General features: G+C 52.9%; 12 protein-coding genes. 7 read left to right on the forward strand and 5 right to left on the reverse strand.

Annotated elements, in window-relative coordinates:
• Positions 1-941 precede the first annotated feature (941 nt).
• The 3 genes from LAO76_10985 to LAO76_10995 are packed head-to-tail and all read left to right on the forward strand — an operon-like array spanning position 942 to position 7,968.
• A complete protein-coding gene (locus tag LAO76_10985) occupies positions 942-3,695 on the forward strand; it encodes a site-specific DNA-methyltransferase (GenBank protein ID MBZ5491445.1) in 2,754 nt (917 codons plus the stop codon).
• Complete coding sequence (locus LAO76_10990) at positions 3,692-6,847, forward strand: DEAD/DEAH box helicase family protein (GenBank protein MBZ5491446.1); 3,156 nt, start codon at positions 3,692-3,694, stop codon at positions 6,845-6,847. Before LAO76_10985 ends, LAO76_10990 begins: the two co-directional genes overlap by 4 nt.
• A gap of 8 nt (positions 6,848-6,855) precedes the next feature.
• Positions 6,856-7,968: a hypothetical protein gene (locus tag LAO76_10995; GenBank protein ID MBZ5491447.1), complete on the forward strand. Its 1,113-nt coding sequence runs from the start codon at positions 6,856-6,858 to the stop codon at positions 7,966-7,968.
• Positions 7,969-8,017: 49 nt separating this feature from the next.
• Here LAO76_10995 and LAO76_11000 read toward each other — a convergent pair whose 3' ends face one another.
• Positions 8,018-9,598, reverse strand: coding sequence for a hypothetical protein (locus LAO76_11000; protein MBZ5491448.1), 1,581 nt, complete (start codon positions 9,596-9,598; stop codon positions 8,018-8,020).
• A 296-nt stretch (positions 9,599-9,894) separates the two neighbouring features.
• On the opposite strand from LAO76_11000, the gene LAO76_11005 reads away from it, so the two are divergent.
• Together LAO76_11005 and LAO76_11010 are read left to right on the forward strand one after the other, a co-directional pair.
• On the forward strand, positions 9,895-10,515 hold the full coding sequence (locus tag LAO76_11005) for a hypothetical protein (protein MBZ5491449.1): 621 nt from the start codon (positions 9,895-9,897) through the stop codon (positions 10,513-10,515).
• Positions 10,516-11,236: 721 nt separating this feature from the next.
• Positions 11,237-11,500, forward strand: a complete 264-nt coding sequence (locus LAO76_11010; GenBank protein MBZ5491450.1) for a hypothetical protein — start codon at positions 11,237-11,239, stop codon at positions 11,498-11,500.
• A 427-nt stretch (positions 11,501-11,927) separates the two neighbouring features.
• Here the strand turns inward: LAO76_11010 and LAO76_11015 are convergent, their stop codons facing one another.
• A complete protein-coding gene (locus LAO76_11015; protein MBZ5491451.1) occupies positions 11,928-12,272 on the reverse strand; it encodes a hypothetical protein in 345 nt (114 codons plus the stop codon).
• Positions 12,273-13,560: 1,288 nt separating this feature from the next.
• Positions 13,561-14,370: a ribonucleotide-diphosphate reductase subunit beta gene (locus LAO76_11020; protein ID MBZ5491452.1), complete on the reverse strand. Its 810-nt coding sequence runs from the start codon at positions 14,368-14,370 to the stop codon at positions 13,561-13,563.
• A gap of 205 nt (positions 14,371-14,575) precedes the next feature.
• Between LAO76_11020 and LAO76_11025 the strand changes: the two genes are divergently transcribed.
• Both LAO76_11025 and rsgA read left to right on the forward strand, forming a co-directional pair.
• Entirely contained in the window at positions 14,576-15,109 is a 534-nt protein-coding gene (locus tag LAO76_11025; protein MBZ5491453.1) for a DinB family protein, read from the forward strand.
• 457 nt (positions 15,110-15,566) lie between these two features.
• Complete coding sequence (gene rsgA, locus LAO76_11030; protein ID MBZ5491454.1) at positions 15,567-16,691, forward strand: ribosome small subunit-dependent GTPase A; 1,125 nt, start codon at positions 15,567-15,569, stop codon at positions 16,689-16,691.
• Between the two features lie 35 nt (positions 16,692-16,726).
• On the opposite strand, the gene LAO76_11035 is transcribed toward rsgA, so the two are convergent.
• On the reverse strand, positions 16,727-18,517 hold the full coding sequence (locus LAO76_11035; protein MBZ5491455.1) for a PAS domain-containing protein: 1,791 nt from the start codon (positions 18,515-18,517) through the stop codon (positions 16,727-16,729).
• A gap of 415 nt (positions 18,518-18,932) precedes the next feature.
• Positions 18,933-20,432 carry an aspartyl protease family protein gene (locus LAO76_11040; GenBank protein ID MBZ5491456.1) on the reverse strand — a complete coding sequence of 500 codons (1,500 nt, stop codon included), beginning with the start codon at positions 20,430-20,432 and terminating at the stop codon, positions 18,933-18,935.
• Positions 20,433-20,472: the final 40 nt, after the last annotated feature.

The following is a 20,472-nucleotide window of genomic DNA, read 5'->3' on the forward strand; positions in this document are numbered from 1 at the left end:
TCGTACTCCAGGATCGCAGCCCGCTCTGCAACGGTCTCGCGTTCGTCGTCCGGAATTGCGTCTAGGCAGCTCTCAACGATTGGACCTACTCGGGGCGTTTTAGACGCACGGAATGATTCCAGAGCAATGTCGGCATAAGCATACAGTTCCTGCCGAAGTTGCTCTAGCTCTGCGTCTGTCAATTTGCAATCAATGCCGAGAAGAGATCGGCACCTTTGCAAAGTCAGCACGGCTCTCCTGGAGAGAATCGTGACATTTGAATCGGACCCATGACAACGTCAACAAACGAATAATTACGCGCTATCTAAAACGAGGGCCAACCCGCTCGAACGCGGGAACCGGATTGAAACCATCAGAATGTTTGGAAATGTCAGGTATAAGAATCGGATTTTTGGGCGTTTTACCACATCCCTAGGCACGATGAATGCCTAGCTGGTCAACCGCTTTAACGTGCGGGCTACGTTTCCGGTCGGTTCCACTTTACTTCTCAAGGCCGCCGTTCCGCATTATGTTTAACCGGTTGCGGAGAACCAATTTTTCATGGTGTTTTCTTCTGCCCTACCTGCCTAGCGGACGATACACGAGGGGCTTTGGTAGACTTCAACACCCCGTAAGCGCCGATGCTTCGCCGTGCGGTCGATCAAAGCCGCTGTTTCCGTCATACACATAAGCTCCTTGAATCGCCTACCCCTGGGATCAAGAAGGACGGGGGAACAACGCCTTTCCGCAACGATAAGATTTTGGGTCTTTCCACCTCGCAGTGCCCTGGAAGTCGCCGGGTTGGGCTACGAAGCTAGATTCAGCATAGGAGAAAATCTGGCGACACTCAAGTAAAAAATGAGCCCGACCGATATCTAAAATTCTGTCGTCTTTTGGAGTCATTCGGTGCAAGGTGTAAGCTATCCGGTCTCAACATTGTTCAACAGCCCGGAGTCTCCTGAATGCCACGCAAGAGCACGACGCCCGCGCGCAGCAAGTCTGCCAAGAGTTACAAGCACCCTGAATCTGAAAGCCCCATGCGGCCCGAGGTCGGGACGCAGGCGCAATTCAAGAAGAAGAAAGCGCCGCAAAAGTACCGTTACGATGATTCCCTCGCTCCGTCGCTGGAATGGGACGGGCAGAATCCCGCCCGAGAGCGAGGCGAGACAAGGATCGCCAGAGCTGAGGCAGAACTCAGCGAGGCCCGAAAGAAGCTCAACGGAAAGCCGGAGGCGAAAGAGGCTGCCGCGCATGTCTCTGCCGCTCAAAAGGCCGTCGCTGAACTGAAGGCCATGAGCAAGCCCTTCCTGAATTGGGCAGGGAAGGCCGAGCGGCTCTCTTTTGACGTTCCCACGCTGCCCTTGTTCATTCACGAGCGGCTTTCTACCAAGGCGATTCTGGACACGCTGAAGGGCCACAAGCGAGATAAGCAAACAGACTTGTTCGACCTCTTCGGCGATCCTCAGCACTCAATCACAGATCAAGTCCTCCGAGCGTACGAACATAAAGACAAATGGGTCAATCGCATGATCCTGGGCGACTCGCTCGTCGTAATGAATTCTCTTTTGCGCTACGAGAATCTCGGCGGACAGGTGCAGATGATCTATATCGACCCGCCGTATGGAGTGAAGTTCGGCTCAAACTTCCAGCCGTTTGTACGTAATCGAGATGTTAGCCACAACGACGACGATGATATGACTCGCGAACCTGAAATGGTCCAAGCCTATCGAGATACTTGGGAGTTGGGGCTGCACTCGTATCTAGCGTATCTGCGTGACCGATTTCTTCTGGCCCGTGATTTGCTTTCCATAAGTGGCAGTATCTTTGTCCAGATCAGTGACGAAAACCTTCACCACTTGCGTGAGTTGCTTGATGAGATATTTGGAAGTGAGAATTTTTGCTCTGTCATAAGCATTAAGAAGACCAGCGGACTTGGCGCTACATTGCTTCAGAGTACCCAGGATTTCTTACTCTGGTATGCCAAGGACAAGAGTCACGTAAAGTTCCACCGGCTATTTGCTGATAAAGCCGAAGCCGCCGAAGGTGACTCACATTACACCAGCGATGAATCAGGACGCTTGTACACCCTCAGCGATCTCACAGCACAGAACAACAACGTCCGGTCTTGTCTGTACGACTTCACGTTTGAAGGGCAAGTCTTCCACCTGCCAAGAGGCAGGCAGTGGAAAACAACCGAAGAGGGGATGAAACGTTTGGTAGAGGCGAAGCGAGTCGTCGCGTCTGGAAATTCGATCCGATATAAACGATTTCTCGATGATTTCGCGATGAGTCCAATTACTGATACCTGGCATGACATAGGCGGCAGTGTCCAGAGTCGCTCTGATCCAAAAATTTATGTGGTGCAAACTGGTACGACCATCGTCCAGCGTTGTTTGCTAATGACAACCGATCCCGGCGAGTTGGTCCTCGATCCGACTTGCGGGAGTGGTACCACAGCATATTGCGCAGAAATGTGGGGAAGACGTTGGCTCACTATTGATACGAGTCGGGTACCCCTTGCCCTCGCACGCCAGCGTTTGCTCACCGCAACTTTTCATTGGTGGGAATTAACCGATGAAAGCCGAGGCCCCACTGCTGGCTTTCGCTATGAACGTAAGCAAAATCGAAAAGGAGAACACATTGGCGGTATTGTGCCGCACATAACCCTTGAGTCATTTGCGAAAGATGAACCAGCCGAGGAAGAGGTCATAGTTGATCGACCGGAAGTATTTACAAATATCACGCGGGTTACCGGCCCGTTCTGCGTCGAGGGCACTATTCCCACTCCCATTGATTGGGAACAGACGAGCGCAAGCTCTTCAGAGACCGATGCGGACCTCTCTTTTGTTGACCGCATGATGGAAATTTTGCGGAAATCGCCTGTTCTAAGGTTGGAAGGAAATCGCACTGTAACGCTCAAGAACATCCGTCCACCGGCAAAGAGCCTCTCCCTTTCTGCCGAGGCCACGCTTAACGGCAGCAATGGAAACGGAAAATCTAAGTCCCTGCCGGAAGCAGTACAGGAAGCAGCCGAAGCCAGCGGCAAGTCATTGCCATTCTCACAGAAGACTGTCGCCCTGGTCTTCGGCCCGGAAAATGGAGCAGTGAGCGAGAAGCTCGCATACGAAGCCGCACGGGAAGCCCGCGCTAAAGATTATTTCCATCTATACGTGATTGGCTTCGCGATCCAGCCAAACGCACGGCAGCTAATCGAGAAATGCGACGAGGTGGTCGGGATTTCCGCGACCTACATTCAGGCGACGCCCGACCTGATGATGGGCGACCTGCTCAAGAACATGCGTTCAAGCCAGGTCTTCAGCGTCTGCGGTATGCCTGAGGCTGAATTGCGTCGCGTTAAACCTCAGAGCAAGGACGACGCGCCGAAATATGAAGTGCAGCTTCTCGGGATGGACGTATTCGACCCTGCGACGATGGAGGTCATTCATCGAAAGGGGGAAGAGGTCCCGGCATGGTTCCTGGACACGGATTACAACGGCCTCTGCTTTCATGTCTCCCAAGCTTTCTTCCCACGTACCGGCGCATGGGAGAGCCTGAAAAAAGCTCTCAAGGGAGAATACGAGGAATCCGTCTGGGACCATCTTGCAGGAACCACGAGCACACCTTTTGAAGCCGGAGACCAAATTGCCGTAAAGGTTATTGACGACCGAGGGAATGAATTGTTGATCGTGAAAGCTCTGAGCGAGGCAAAGAGATGAGCGGCTACACAGCGCCTGAAGTTGACGAGCCAATTCTCAATACGCCGTTTGAGAAGCCGCTGCGCTACTGGTATATCCAGGAAGGCGAGCCGCCGGTCAAACGCGAAGGCAAGCGCCGGCCAGCGATTGTGTTTCCGCCTCGCGACCAGCGAGAGCCTTGGCAGACCGATGAAAAATTGCTCAAGGTCTCTCAGGAATATCCCTCGGGGTACGATCTCGCTCTCGTCAATCTAGTTCGCGAGCGCGTGGAGAACTGGCAGTCGCAAGGTTGTCCTGGAGTGACTCGCACGACGCTTGAACTGATCCAGTGGTGGACACGCGACGGAAGAGAGAAGCGGCTCTTCTTCGCGCAATTGGAAGCCGCTCTCACAATCATTTTTCTGACCGAAGCGAGAGCCGATTTTCTTCAAGGAATTTCAATACCTCGCGACGAGCCGAGCGACGACCGAAAGGCCGAAGGCTATACCGGCTTTCAGCGATACGCCTGCAAGATGGCGACCGGCAGCGGCAAGACTACGGTAATGGGGATGCTTACGGCCTGGAGCATTCTCAATAAGGTGAACAATCGCAGCGACGCGAGGTTCTCAGACGTGGTCCTTGCTGTTTGTCCAAATGTGACAATCCGGGACCGTCTACAAGAGCTAAATCCCGAGAGGGGCGAAGCGAGTATCTATCTCAGCCGTGATCTTGTCCCGCCTCATCTCATGCCTTCACTTACACAGGGCAAAGTCCTGGTCACGAACTGGCATATCTTTGAACCGCAAACCACGCAAACCGGAGGGGTCGGCGGAAAGGTAATAAAGGCTGGCGTTCCTGTCTGGAGCAAGGAAAAAATCCTCATCGGTAGGAAGACTCAGACCGCACGGGGAAAGCGTTATTTCACCTTGGCCGCTCTCGAAGCAATGAAAGCTCAGGGCAAAGTGGACGTGGTTCCCGGCAGCGAAGAATACGACGAGACCGGCAATTTAGTAAAAGTCGAAATAGGTACGCTGCGGTACGTTGAGAGCGACACATCCGTCATCAATCGTGTGATTGGTCGCGAGGTTGGCGGCAAACAGAACATCCTTGTTCTGAATGACGAAGCTCATCATGCGTATAGACTTAGACGCGACGAGCCGCAAACCGGAGAAGAGGACGAATTCGGCGAAACGGAAGAGGCTGACGAGTTTTTCCGCGAGGCCACCGTGTGGATTGATGGCCTCGACAAGATCCAAAAGCTACGCGGCATCAATGTCTGCATAGACCTCTCAGCAACGCCTTATTTCCTTGGGCGAGTCGGCCAGGAAACAAATAAACCATTTCCCTGGGTCGTGAGTGACTTCGGCCTGATTGACGCCATAGAAGCCGGACTAGTGAAAATTCCACAACTCGCGGTACGCGACACGACCGGCGCTGAGATACCGGGCTATTTCAATATCTGGCAATGGATTCTGCCGCAACTGACTCCAGCCGAGCGAGGCGGAAAGAAGGGAAGCCCGAAGCCGGAAGCCATCCTCAAGTTTGCTCATCACCCGATTGCGATCCTAGGCGCGAAATGGGAAAAGGAACGCGAGGAATGGAAAAAAGAGGGAGTGGACCCGCGTCCCCCAGTTTTCATTCTGGTTTGCAAGAATACGGCAATCGCGAAAGTAATTTATGAGTGGCTGGCGAATGACGCTGAGCCTGTCGGAATTCCCCCTGCAAAAATAGACGGCTTTCGCAACAAGAACGGTCAGATCAATACCATTCGCGTCGATTCCAAAGTCGTGCATGAGACCGATACGGGAGAAGCGAAGAGCGACGAATCGCGATGGATGCGAATCACTCTCGACACGGTGGGCAAAATGGATTGGACCCGCGACCGGCAGGGAAGGGCGATCTACCCCGAGGGATTTGAAGAACTGGCAAAGAAACTTGAGCGCCCGTTGCATCCTCCCGGACGAGATATTCGCTGCATAGTAAGCGTCGGAATGCTTACCGAGGGCTGGGACTGCAATACCGTGACTCAGATCGTCGGTTTGCGTCCTTTCATGTCGCAATTGCTCTGCGAACAAGTAGTCGGACGCGGACTTCGCCGAGCTAGTTACGAAATCCGCGAAGACGGGAAATTCACGGAAGAAGTCGCTCAGGTCTTCGGAGTGCCTTTTGAGGTTATTCCGTTCAAAGCTAGCAAGACCGGAACATCAGCCCCAAGAGTTAAGCGGTTTCACGTTCATGCTTTGCCTCAGCGGGCAGAGTTTGAAATCAGATTTCCTCGCGTTGAAGGTTACACTCAGGCGATTCGTAACAAAGTAACTGTGGACTGGACCAGTGTTCCCAAACTCGTCCTTCAACCTGACCGTATTCCGCCCGAAGTCCAGATGAAGGGGCTGAGTGTCAATAACAAAGGGCGATTGTCGCTAATGGGACCGGGACGAATCAGCGACGCATCTTTACAGGAATTTCGCGCTAACCGCAGATTGCAGGAACTCGTTTTTGATCTGGCAAAGGCATTTACCCGCGACTGTCTCGCGCAGCCACAATGCATAATTCCGAGTCACGTCCTATTCCCGCAACTCGTCCAGATCGTTTCTCGGTACCTGCAAGCGAGAGTCGAAGTGCGTCCACCGGCAGACCTGAAAGACCTCTTCCTCGCTCCTTATTACGGCTGGCTGGTCGAAATTCTGCTGGAAGCCCTGCGGCCCGACACCTCAGCCGGAGAAGCGCCGGAGATTCCACGATATGAATCCACTCGCGGCCCTGGTTCAACCGCAGACGTGGATTACTGGACGAGCCGCGATCCTGTCGAAGTGCTTCGCAGTCACGTCAATTACGTGGTTCCCGATACCAAGAGATGGGAGCAGTCTGCCGCTTACTACATTGACAAACATCCGGCAGTGCATTCATTCGTCAAAAACGCGGGACTCGGCTTCGCCATTCCGTACCTGTACAACGGCCAAATGCACGATTACATGCCGGACTTCATCGTTCGCCTGAAAAGCGACTCGCCCGTTCACATGATCTTGGAAACCAAGGGATACGACCCCCTGGAGGAAGTGAAGAAAGACGCGGCAAACCGCTGGGTTTCGGCTGTGAATGCTGAGGGAAGCTATGGAAAATGGTTTTATCGTGTCGTGAAAAAGACTACCGATGTTTCAGGGACGCTTTCTGAGCAGCAAATTGAAAGCGCTTAGGACGAGAAATGGCTTCAATTCGCCAAATCCGCGGAGCACTACTAGAAGAGATTATCCTGTTTTTGCTCGAACACTCGGGATACAGAATTGTGCTCCTCGGCGAAGAAGGGACTCACGACGGTCGGGCTGGGCTGGAAGTAGAAGGACGAGGTTCTCGCCATCAAATTGATGCTCTTGCTACGCCACTGCACGCCCAAGCTTTTGTTTATCCCATCCGGCTCATCGTGGAAGCAAAATGCGAAATCAAGCCGGTACGATTAGGGACGATCCGTTCTGTGGTCGGAACCGTAGCTGACATTAATCAAAACTACTTTTCTGCGCCGGTCAGACGTGGAAAGAGCGTCAGAATGCAACGCTTCAACTATCATGCGGCAATGTTTGCAGCAAACGGCTACTCAGACAACACGGAACGATTTGCGATGGCCCATCAAGTGTTCTTGATTGATTATTCGCATGTTGCCAGCATGAGACCTGTTGTCGATGCTCTATTTGAGCTGGACATTGACGACATTGGGGAACTCGCTGAGAACGGGAGAAGGCTCGGACTGACGGAGATTCGCCTTGGATTTAGGGCACTATTGCGAACACGGGAGGTCCAAGCTGCTGAAGAAATATTTTCGCTTCGAGGCACAGCCAAGATTCAAGAACGGCTCTTGCCTGCACTCCAGCAACTTCGCGGCTCCTATTACGGCATGATAGAGAGTATTTACCCTGTTCATCTAGTTTCGCGCAGGCCGATACCGACACGATTAATTCGCGAACAGGGAGAAATTCCCTGTGAGATTCGAGTAAGTGACGACGATCAAACCTGGGCATTCGAGCCTTCGCGGATTCCACCAAATTCACCCGATTTCTTCCGCTTAGAATTCTCAATTCCCGATTTCATTGCTGACATGCTAAATGTCACTACCGGACCGGAAGGCAGGCGAATTCCTGGTTGGCGACATCTCGTAAACATCAAACGCGAGTACATGCGTTACATTGACGTTACAGCCGTGTTGGATGGTCGCTTACTTGGTTTCAAATTAACTTTAGACGAAGATTGGCTTAACCAGTATGCGGAGAACCGGGAGAGGCTAGCGCGTCGGGCGAGACGGAACCGTGAATTTATGGAAGAGTAAGTGGCCATTGAAACAGCAAGCCTTTTGGCGGGGTGAGAATCAGCGCTTTTCACTGATACATTGCAAACAAAGAAGCGATTTCGTTCACATATGACTCTTTTCGCACGACGGCATCCCAAAGCGCATTCAGAACTGCAGTTGGTGCCGCATCAGGCACTCTACCATTCTGGAGAGCTTCTTTCACTTTGGTTTTGGCGTCATCATGTTCAGTGACTGTGTACGGTCGGGGAACCAAGGCTTGAATATCGCGGCTTAAGGTGTTACCGATTGTTTCGTCTCCCACTGTCAGGAGCTTAGATTGGAACGGAACATCAAACCCCCTGGCTTTTAGAAATGCAAGACAGCAGCGTAATCTATTAGCAAATGGAGGGTGCGTCTGCGTGCCCTTGCGGCGCGACTCGCTCAAAGTGCCGGTTGCGAACCTTGCCATGGCATAAAGAAATGCCGGTCCAGCAATCAGCGCTGCAACGCAATCGGCAAGGAGCTCAAGTGCCCACGCACGGGCCATTTCAGCCTCCTGCATTTTGCTAGGCAAATCATCTTCGGCCATCTGGCTAATTTCCTCGATAGTTGTCGTGAGTGAATCTTTTTCCGCACGGTATTTGCGATCGGCCAATTTCTCAACGAGTAGAGAGTGATCGAGAACCAGATGAGCTATTTCGTGTGCAAGCACCGGCAGAGCCCCCAATCGCAATCGGAATTGAACTGGTATCGTGGCAAGCACCGTTTTTTCAAAAGTGTCCGACCAGTCCGTAGAATATCTAACAAAAAAAGGATCGTTATGGATGGTAAACGCGTCCGCAATGACAGGAATAACTTTCGTTCTAGCAATTCCGGACCTACTTACAAATTCCTCCGCGAGATTTCTGGCAGCTCGCAAGAAAAAAGGAGCAACCGCCTCCGAATAAGAGGCAGTCTCGGCGACGGGTTCTGTCAACAAGTTTTTCGGTGAGGCGTATTGATTGGCTTGTCGAATGAGTCTATCGAAATTACTTGAAAAGGCATTAATCTGAGCGCTCAAATTATCTACCAACCCTAGAGCAATGGCTTGTTCGCGTCGATCATCCGCAAAGACCTCTAGAAACTCTCGCAGAGTCTCTCTGTTTTTCATGATCGTATTCTCGATGACTCGTAACTCCTGCGGCGGAGTGCCGCCTACAGAATGTCGCCAAACCGTGCCGAGCGTCTTTAACTGTTCGGCGATTACTGCGGAACTGCTATTTAAGACTTCTCTTATTTGCGCATTTAAAGGGTCATAAGCTCCTTGACTCGGTTTGCGGGGTTCTCGTAGCGATAAAACTTCATGGCAGCACACGAGACCTGTGAGAGGGCGAGGTAACTGTTGGTGCTTCCGAAATAGTTGGAGTCCTTCCGCGCTCGGCAAAATTCCACAAATCAAATTCGGTGCCACTGCGCAAAAAATGTTCCCAAGCTCCTCGTCGGCATTTAACAGGCCACTTTTCTTTGGATCACTTGCGTCATAGAAGAGATATGCGTCTCTCTTTGGAGGGACCAGAGCTGAACCCTCCAGAATTCCCGCAATCACGGATGAGCCGTCGATCATCTCATGGGCTTTGTGTAACCAAGCCTGCACGGGTTCAGCATGTTGTTCACCCACAGCAATGGCCACTGTTACTTCGGGGGATGCATACACCCAAACAGACAGCCCTTCGACGGGAGAAAGACTAGAAAGGACTGTCTCTGACTGTGATACGCGGGAAAAGAACAGGCCAGCGTAGCTGTCCGCGAAATGTAGGTGAGTTAGCACAATTGTCAACTCGAAAGGTGTCCAATATGGTACTCGAAATCGCGAGCGCTTGGAGCGTCGGTTCTGCTGTCTAAGAATCTCTTCAGTAAGTTGTGAAATTGTTAACCCGAATCTGCCCGCGTGCTAAGATTCCCGATGTTCTACGGCATCGGAAGACAATGGAAGATGAAAGAATGGACCAAAATAATATTGGTGATTCAATTTTGAAGGAAATGCACAAGGCATTCCTAGAAGCATTGCGCCAACGCGAACAGGAAATATTTACGTATCTGACGACACTTGGACTGGCCTTCGGCGGATTTGCCTGGTTACTAGTCCAACAGAACTCGAAAGAACCCCCTCCCACAACGATCCCATTTCTATTCGGAACAATGGGCGTTTTGTTCCTCCTCTGCCTAGGAGCTGTTTATGCTGCCGCCCTTGGTTACAACTATCGTTATCTCACGTTTCAACTCGCAAAAATTGAGGACTTTTTGAAAATCAAAGAAGTCATTCTGCGCGGTTGGCCTAGAACAGTTCGGGAATTTGAAAAATACTCGCGATGGTGCGATCCTCCGGAGATTATCAAAGTTTTTTGGTTCTCTTTCATAGCGGGAATTCCCTTCGTCACTTGGTTCGCTGCCAAAGTAAGCGGGTTGCCGGTTCGTATTTGGCTGTGGGGTGGCGTCTTTTTCTGCATCGGCACATTAAGCCCAGGCTATTTTGCACTCCGGTTCGGTCGGCTGTTGAGAAAGGAAACCCATTGGTCGGAGCGGCAGAGCGAAACAGCAAGAAGTTAGCGCGACAATTCTCGTTCTTCTAAACGCTTCGGGCTAACAGCTTAAGAATCATCGGAGGCCAGCTGTGGTCTTCCGCTTCATCTGCTTTTTGCTTCCAGCGCCAATATGTCCGCCAGTGCATCCCTTTGGGTTTCTGCGGGAATTCATCGGCAACGCAAGGCGTTCCACCGAGTTTTTCGCGAATTGCCTGGGCTTTGAGAAGCATTCGACCATGACGCGTTTCACTCTGGCTGTCATACGCTAGATTGTGACAACGCCTGCAAGCGAAGATGGAACCGCCGTACAGGATCGCCACACGTCGCCCGCATCCTAAAGCGGGACATCGGAACCAAGCTCGCTCACCACCGTAGTTGCACCGCGTCCACTCTACCGACACGGGATATTCTTTTTGCTCCCATTCATCGCTTCCCCGATCCCTCGTGCGATATGACAGTGTGACGTGTCCATCCCACGCGCTCAAGTTGATGGAAGCGAACTGTTCACCACGTCGCGACCATTTTTGCGAAGAGCCCGTGCCCGGACGCAAATATCCATTCCGTTGAAGATACCGCACGTCCAGAAACAAATATCCCGAGGTCGTTGACCGTCCGCTGCCGCTATACCTACTCATGATTGCCTTTCGGTGCCATTTCCGAAATCATAAGACAAAAAATGCTTTCCAACATGCGGCAATTTGGGTGCGCCCACTAAGGGGAATCTGATTTCGTACATCAAAAGACTCATGGAAATACAAAAAGATCTGACGGAAGAGATCGTGATAGAAATCGCATTCGCCATCAAAAAATTGGGCGGCGAACCTGGGGCTCTGAATCTGACCGACACGTGGGCTGTTAATCGTTTACTCGAATTTTTAGGAGCGGATATTTACTTGATGGCAGCCGTGGGCTCTTGGCGCGACACTCTTTCCGACGATGAGGTTCTAGCGGACTTACGGAGATGGAATCGCGGTGAATCGCTTGGCCCAGAAATCTCTTTTGTTAAGTGATTTCAGGCGGTGAGGGCTACGCTTTCCATTTCCGAAATCATTAGGTAAGTTACCTGTTTTTCAAACAAGCTTTTCCGCTCACTGGAACCTGATAAAACTTGAGTTTTCTTTAAGCTACGTGTTCAACCAACGACCCGTTTTTCACCATGCCGGGGGGTGATCCCACCCGGTGCCCTTTGTGGGACTCCAGTAACCTTTTCTCGCTTGTTAAATGCCTGTTCTCAGGCATTGATATCAACGTCCCCGCGACTCTGACACGCCTGTGATCCAATCGGTGCCATGACCGATTCGCAGTTCACTGCTACGTTCACAGTTCTGAGTGAAATGCTCTCGGCAAGGGCTGCACCTCAGCTACAAAGAAAAAAGGGCACCGAGGAGATGCCCCTTAACGTGATATGGAGAGTGCCTTCCTGTTTTGCAGAATTTTCTACTTGGTTGTTCTCTTTCGTTGTTTGGCAAGTTGCTTTTTGCGTTCTTTGGCGTGAATGAAAACGTCGTCGGGATCGCGGAGATGCTTTTCGTATTTGTCTCTGGCCTTTCCGTAACGTCCCCAATCATCAAGCTCAAGCTGATGCAGGTGTTCGAGAAATTCTTGGTTAAATTCGGCTTGCAGCTCTTGGGTGAAACTCGGAAAAAGTTTGGCCGCTTTTGATTTGAACAGTCCGGTTTTCTGAAGGGTTTGAAGGTGCTGGACAATTCCAGCAAAGGCCATGTTGAGAGATGACAGAGTTTCATAAACCTCCGTCTTTTGGGTAACATCGAAGGTAGCCATTGGTCGCCTCTAATCCAGGTGATTTTTTGGTTAGGGCGCGTTCGGTGCTCATTACACCGGGCGCTGCCCGTTAGTTAAGGTTTGGACTTGCGTCCCGTTTGTTTCTTTCGTTGTTTCTGATACCGGGTCTTTCTGCCGTTGGCAATCTTCGGCAGTAAGGCCCGGACTCGTTCTATGTCCTCTTCTGTCCAGCCGTGCAAACTGGCGCTTCCAACCTTCATGATCTCGGGTGCTGGCACTTTTTTCGATGCGACATACCGGCTGAGAGTCTTGGGAGCCAATCCGAGTTTTGCAGCGGCTTGCCTTGTAGAGAACATGTGCGCCAGTGTGACAGATTGCTTTACTGAGAGTCAAGCGAATCGCCGATCTCAAATTTTCTCAGTCTCTAGGTGTTTGGCTTCCGCCGGTTTTTTGACCATCCCCCTTGGGGTGTCCTGCCACTCGGTTCGCTCGGGTCCCCGGAAAAAGAATTCTTTTATGCCTGTTTACAGTAAGAGCGTCAAGGGCCATTTAGTTCAACAAATGTTAACAGGCCCTCAGTAACGGCATGAGAGCCGCTCAGGTCGCCTTGTGACGCGGTACAAGGGTATTTGGCGTTACTCTCTGAATCCGGTGACCGCACAAAGGACAAGAACCAGCTTTCGCTTGCTGCCTTTTTGCTTGAATGCGTTCTCGCTTGTCTGCATTCTTACAGTCAGGCCCGCAAAAATGCCGATGGTAGTCAGGTGCTCCGTCCTTGCGGACGAGACGCCTTGCGCAACCTTCGCGAGCGCAGATTCTCGGCATTGATTAAGCCCTCATGAATCAAAAGAATCAGACCCGGTGAATACGTGGCTGCTGGGAGAAGGGACACCCTTCTCCCAGTCCCTCATCCCGTTTTGTTAGTGAAAAAATGCCCGTCTTCGGAGGACCAATAGAGGTTCAATGCAGTCTTGGGAGCAGGGAAGATGCGGCAACCGGCGTCTTTGGCCGTCCTGGGGCGCTTTCCTGAGAACTCTAGGCTGCACGGAAGAGGCCCTCACGCCTCAAGAGGTCCATTTCCCGCAAGCCAGTGACAATTTGGTTCCAACCGGCAACCGTTTGGGCTACCAACCCTTCCTTTGCGACCGCGTTTGTTTATTCCACTGAAAAGCAAGCAAGTTACAGCGGTTCGATAATTTCCTTCGGAATAGTCACGCCCTGCGCGCCAAGCTCGCCTCGGTTCTGGTACATCAACGTTGGCTATGGTCGTCTCTCTGGTGTGGGTTCCCTCTCCCCCCTTTCGCGGGATCGGGATTACAGAAAAAAGCTATTCCAATCCCGCCTCATGCATACGCTGATTGTGGTTCGCATAAGAGATCTGCTGGATGCGTTCCCGATCGAGCCCGAGTGGATTGGGCGTAAATACAAAATCCGTCCGGCGAGGAATGTTCGCGGCCTGTGTATTGAATAATTCACGCACTGGCGCCACATGCTCCGGATACTTCATTAACTGTTCGCGAAGGAAATCCATGCCGTGAACCAGGTGGCGGCCTTCGTCGGCGCGAATTAGCTTGATTCCTTCAAGCAGGCGAGGGAACATTCCGGTTTTGGCCAGCAAGTCTTCAAAAAATTCATACCCGGTGAGCGCCATTGTGCCTTCCACCACGGCCATGTAATGGCACGCGAAGAGGCTAAGCGCCAAGGGAAGGTCGCCTTTGCCGCTGGTGAGCGCCTGACCAATGGTTTCACCTCGCTGGCGGAGTTCGTCGAGCAGGACGCCTTTGTATTCCGGGACGAGGTAAGCCGATGTATCCACCTTGCCGCAGACTTCCTGAAAATAGCGTTCAAAGAACTCAGCGTGCTTTACTTCTTCAAAAATCTGGGTGGAAAGAAACATGCGGCGATCGAGATCAGGCATGGCCAGCATGAACCAGGCGAGTGTGTCTGATACGCTGACTTCGCCTTCATAAAAGAGAGCACAGGTCTTGATGAGCTGCTCGCGCTGATCTGGATTCAGCATCTGCCAGTGCGCTTTGTCTTCCGTCAGGTCAATCTTTGCCGGGTCCCATACGCCAAGCGTTTTGGCGATGTTATAAAGCTGGCGTGGAGATTTGCTGGTATGAGCGGCCGTGGACATAAATAAAGCCTCCGCTGAAGCAATAACAGTATCAAAAAATTCGATGCCGGGAGCATGCGGGACAAAGTGCACTGCTTCTGCCACTGCTATCGGCACGTGAGCGGCTTACAATTTGTTAGACCGAAAAAAATGAGCGGGAGAATAATAAATCTTGCGCCTCCGGCATGGGTACAATCATCTGATCAACGATTATTCAGGAGGCACCATGGCTGCACAGCCACAGACATTCCAGCAAGGAAGCAGAAACATTAGCCAGGCACTTCTGCCGGAGTTCGACCACGAAATGGCCAACACGCGCAAGTCACTGGAGCGCGTTCCGGAAGATAAGTTCAGCTTTAAACCACATCCCAAGTCCATGACGCTGGGCGCACTCGCGACGCATCTGGCAACCATCAACCATTGGGCTGAAGCGATTTTTGGCCAGGACAGTTTTGACGTGAGCACAGCGCCGCCCAACCCCGAACTCAAGACGAGGGCTGAAGTGCTGGCGTCCTTCGATAAAACCACCGCGGCCGCACGCAAGGCAATCGCAGATTCCACTGACGCTCACTTCATGAAACCCTGGACTCTGACGGCAGGGAACCAGACAGTACTTTCGCTGCCACGCGTGGCGGTGGTGCGCAGCTTTTTGCTGAACCACAACATCCACCATCGCGCGCAGCTGGGCGTTTACCTGCGCCTGAATGATGTGCCTGTTCCCTCGATTTATGGGCCCTCGGCTGATGAGAGAAATATGTAAGCTGGAGTTTGGGCGAGCTTGGTCCGATGTCCGGCGAGCTAGCTGGGAAATATGCTAAAAACTACAGGCCTCGGTTTAAGCCGAGGCCTGTTTAAGAGCCCTAATCTGACCGGGTGCTTTCCCCCGAAACCACCAGCCAGATTCTTGATGCACAGTGATCATCGCAGGGACCGACAAAACCAACAAGAGTACCGAGGTAACAAGCGGGAAGGCTTAATTTTCCACGTTTTCCCGGTTTCTGCCGGCCGCACAAAATGCCGTAATTCATGATGAGTAGCTCAGGAAAAAACCTTAACTTCCGCCGCCACCTGCGATACACTTCTTTTGAACGCCTATGACTGCCATCCTTTAATTCGGTTCGTTCTGTAGCAACTCCTCACAATCAGGTTCCCGGACGTGTGCCTGCGTCTTTCGCGTGGAATGCGTTGGTTTCCGCAACCGACTTGGAGTGTACCGAATGCTGCAACAAGCAGGATGGGATGAAGTGTGGGAAAAGAAATTTGCTGAGTTTGCCGGGAAAGGGCTGAAGCCGGCGCGCGTTCTGGCGCAACACAGACACAGCTATTCACTTTGGAGAGCGGCGGGCGAAGCCGACGCCGAACTTGCGGGAGCGCTGCTGTATCGCGCTGAAACGGGTGATCTACCAGTTGTGGGCGATTGGGTTGCCGTTCGCCAATATTCGCCTGCGGACATGGCCATCATCACAGATGTTTTGCCGCGAAGGACGAAGTTTTCCCGCAAGGCCAGCGGAACATCCGGGGAAGAGCAGGTCATTGCCGCGAATATCGACCTGCTGTTCATCGTTTGCGGGCTGGACCATGACTATAACTTACGTCGGCTGGAACGCTATCTGATAGCGGCAGCGCAGAGCGGAGCAAAGCCGGTCATCGTGCTCAACAAAGCCGACCTTTATAAGGCCGATCTTCATCATGCAGATCTGGGTGCCGATCTGCAAGCGCGTATTGCGGAAGTGAATGCCATTGCTGCGGGCGTTCCGGTGCAGGCGATCTCGGCGCTGAGAGAAGGCTGCAGTGGCCAGGACTCAGCAGCAACATTGCTGCCGATGATCGCCTCTGGACAAACCGCAGCGTTGTTTGGATCTTCAGGCGCGGGTAAATCGACAATCGTGAATCAACTTTTGGGAACAGCGGCGCAGACAACGCAACCGACGCGCGAGTCTGACAGTCGTGGACGCCACACGACGACGCATCGGGAGCTATTCTTTCTGTCGAATGGCGGATTGATTCTGGACAATCCGGGAATCCGTGAACTGCAATTGTGGTCACAAGATTTGCGGCAGGGAAGCCCACGATCCGCAGTGGATGAAGCTTTCCCGGAGATTGAAGCGCTGGCAGCGACGTGCGCTTTTCGCGACTGCACTCACATTGCTGAACCTGCGTGTGCCGTGCAGCAGGCTTTGGCGTCTGGTGAAATCGACGACGCGCGATGGCGCAGCTATCTAAAGTTGCAGCGTGAACTGCGCCATGCGGCGGCGCAGGTGGACCCAAATCTGCGTCGCACAGAAAAAGAGCGATGGAAGAAGCTGTGCAGCGGCGTGAAACGTAACCAGAAGCGGAGATGAGCGCTGCTAAGAATTCTGCGAACAAAGTTCGGTCCTTATTCCGGCAGAAAAATAGAAAACACCGTCCCGCTGTGGCCGGGGGCAACGCTGCTGCGCAGCGTAATGTTGCCACCGTGTTTCTGCACAATTTCGCGTGACACCCAGAGTCCCAGCCCTGTGCCCACGTCTTGCTTGGTGGTATAGAACGGCTCAAAAAGCTTCTTGCGATGTTCCGGCGTGATTCCGCTGCCGGTATCGGCGATAACAATTCTTCCGCCTGCCCGATGTGAGTTGTTCAGCTCTGTGGCATGGTGCACGCGGATACGCAACGCACCGGCTGCGGGCAGGGCATCAATGGCATTGGCGACCAGATTGGAAACCACCTGGCGGATTTCTCCCGGCAGTCCCATAACTTTTACCGTCTCATCGTACTCGCGGGAGAGCCGGATATTTTTTGCCTGAATGCGCGGCAGGTACAAAGACAATGCTTCTTCCACGATTTTCGGCAGGTCCATTACATGTGGCGAAGTAGTGTCGCGATAAAAACCCAGAGTTTGCCGCGTCACATGCGCAATGCGCGCCAGTTCATGCTCGGCCTGGGCAAGGTAGCTGCGGGTGTTATCGTCCCACTTGTCGGTCAGGCGCAGGATGTAGAACAGGTTCGTCACGGCTTCCAGCGGGTTGTTGATTTCATGCGCAATGGTGGCAGCCAGCCGTCCTGCGGCAGCCAATTTTTCTGATTTGCGCAATGCATCCTCCGCCAGCTTCTTGCTGGTAATGTCCATGGCGACGCCAATCATCCGCTCAGGCTGGCCGGTTTTATCAAAGATGACCCGGCCGCGAGCGCCAATCCAGTGCACGCTTCCATCAGGGAACGTGGTGCGATATTCAGTTTCATATTCGCCTTTACCCGCCAGGGCGTCCTGGAGCGCCAGTTGCACTCGATCACGATCATCCTGATGAATGAACGCCATTCCATGTTCAAAGCTCGGCGCCATGAGGCCGATAGGTTGGCCATGCACCAGCCACATGCCATCAGCCCACCATAGTTCGTTCGTCTTTACGTTCCACTCCCACGAGCCCAGGCGGGCGGAAACCTGCGCAATCTGTAGCCGGCGCTCCGTGGTGCGCAGGGCTTCACGCGTTTGCCGGGTCTCTGAGATGTCCTGGAAAATCACCGTAAGGCCAAGCGATCCGGGATAGCCGGAAATCGTGTACCAGCGGTTCAGCCGCGGATAAAACGACTCAAAGTGTACGGGCTCGCGCTCGCGCATCGCCTTCTTGAAATTGGCTTCCAGCTCGGTACCCACACTGTCCGGGAAGAGTTCCCACAGTTTGCGCCCGGTCATTTCCGCCACAGTTGAACCGCATAACCGCGCTCCGGCGGGATTTACGTAATTAACTGTCCAGTCAGGGCTGTAGGAAATAAAACCTTCTGTGATCGTCCTGAGCGTTTCCGCCAACTGACTCTGGCTCTTGAACGCGGCCATTTCCGCCACCGATTTCTGCAAGGCAACGTTGGTGATCAACAGTGAAACCATCACAAAAAGAAAAACCTGGATCAGCGCGTTGGGTCCAAAACCAAACGAAAAGTAAGGCGGCAAAAAAAAGAAATTTGCCAACAAGCCGGAAAGCACCGTGGCCATAACCGCCGGGCCAAAGCCGCACAGCCGCGCCGTGAGCGCCACTGCGGCAAAAAAGAAGAAGAAAGGGAGCCGCTGCCCAACGATGGGCATAAAATTTGCCGTCAGCGCCGCTAACACAAAAAACAGCGCCAAGCCATACCGCAACACAGGATTCTCGCGATATAAGTCGATACCTGCAAGCCGATGGAGCAGCCCATCCATTTGCGATCATTCTAGCTGAATCAGAGCAGCAGGGCGGACGTGCGAGAAAGAGAGACCTTACTACTGATCACGCTTCGAAACAACGCAGTATTCCGGGCCAGATCCGCAATTGGTCCGCAGTGATCTGCGGTAGCCTTCTTATTCTCGCGATGTCCCGGTCGCGCTCCTTTGGCAATCGCCCGATGGATCGCGTACGGGTCTCCCGGGTTCGGCAGATCAATCTTCTCCGGCCTCGCCGATTTTCAGCATCTCGTGCATGTAATATTTCTTCCCGTGCAGTCGGGGCACGCGGCTTGTCGTAGCGATGAATCCGTAGGCCGTTTCCAACGGTCTGTCAATAACTCGTCTCTCTTTAAAATAATTTTGCCAACGTATGAGAAGAAGATGATCATTCTCCTGCTGCCCGGGATTCGGCTTATTTCCCCACAAATCGCACCAGGCCGTCGCGATAATCGATCATCACTTTCATGTTCTCCATGGCGCTGAAGCCAATCTGCCCGGAAACTTCAATCCCCAGGTCTTTGCTCACCGAGTGAAGATCGAGCGTGCTGATGCGGTCATTGCGGTTTACCTTGGCAAATCGCAGCGTTGCGTCATCGGCGATGAAGGCGCTGTTCACCACGCCGCTGGCCCCGGACATGGGCGAATTAAAGGCCCGCATCTCCGGCATCAACCTGGCCAGCTCAGGTGAGATGGTGTTGGCATTCGAGCCGCTATCGACCACAAACAGCCCGGTGGCTTTTTTGCCCACTTCAGTTGGCAAAAGCAGAAAATGCCCGAGTGTAAAGGTCTGACTGAAGGCGTCTGTCTGCGCAGGCTCGCCGTCATTGCGTCGAGCTGGCATCGGTTCCAAGCGAAGCTTGCGCGCAGGCATGTCCAGCGTGACCAGGTATTTTGAGAAAACATCCATGCCAATGATTCCGTCCACTTCCGCAATCTCTCGCGGTGTGGCCTGGACAAAGCAGTCATGAAATTCAAGATCGCCAATCACAACCTTGTCCACCCACGCCTTGTAGCCCACCGCTGCTCCCGATTTACCTACGCCTTCCAGCGCCTGCTCAGATAGCTTGCTCGCGCCAATCTTTTCCGCCAGCTTGCGGGTGATCGTGATGCCAGAAGATCCGGTATCCACCAGCAATGTCACCGTGGCGCGGTCATTCAGCCGTGCTCGAACGCCGTAACCACGCAGCACAAAGTTGGCGCTTACGGTCAGCGCTTCCATCTTGATTTCCGCGCGCTCCACGTCACGCGCCGGTATCCAGGTCTTGCGGCCGGCCAGGGCTTTTACAAAGTCTTTGTATTCCCGTTCATGCCGTTCTGCTTCTGGATCACTGTGGAACTCCGCCAGATGGCGCTCAAGCGCCGCCACATTTTCCGGATAGGCCAGCCGGATGGCCCATTCATAAAACGCATCATTATCTTGCGGATCAAGCTCGTGTGCTTTGGCGATGGCTGCTTTTGCTTTGCTGTGACGCGTATAAACAGCATCAACCTTCCCCTGTCCCAGCCACGCGCGAGCGCATTTGTCGTCGAGCTTAAGCGCTGCCCGGAACTCATCTTCAGCCTGCGGAATTAAGCCGCGGCGATAGTAAACATCACCTCGCGCGGAGTGAATGATTGCTGATTCCGGGAATAAGGCCAGCGCTTTTTGTGAGCTTTCTTCGGCGGCCTTGACGTCATCGGCTTTCAAGAGGCTGCGCACCAGACCCGTATACGCTTCAGCGGAGGGTTTTGCGTCAACAATCTTTCGGTATGCAGCCGCCGCGCCGCGAAAATCGGCCTGGAGAAACAGATGATGCGCGTTGGCTAAGGCCGCGTCGTCGGGCGTGCCCGACAAGCTCTGCGCCCGTGAGAGCGGCGCGACAACTACGATCAGCAGGAAGCAGCAGAACCGGGACACAACTCCAGAACGCATCACCAGAGAATACTTGCGGCAAGAATCATTGGCAAAGAAT

The sequence above is a fragment of the Terriglobia bacterium genome, from assembly GCA_020072645.1.
Taxonomy (GTDB): Bacteria; Acidobacteriota; Terriglobia; order Terriglobales; family Acidobacteriaceae; genus Angelobacter.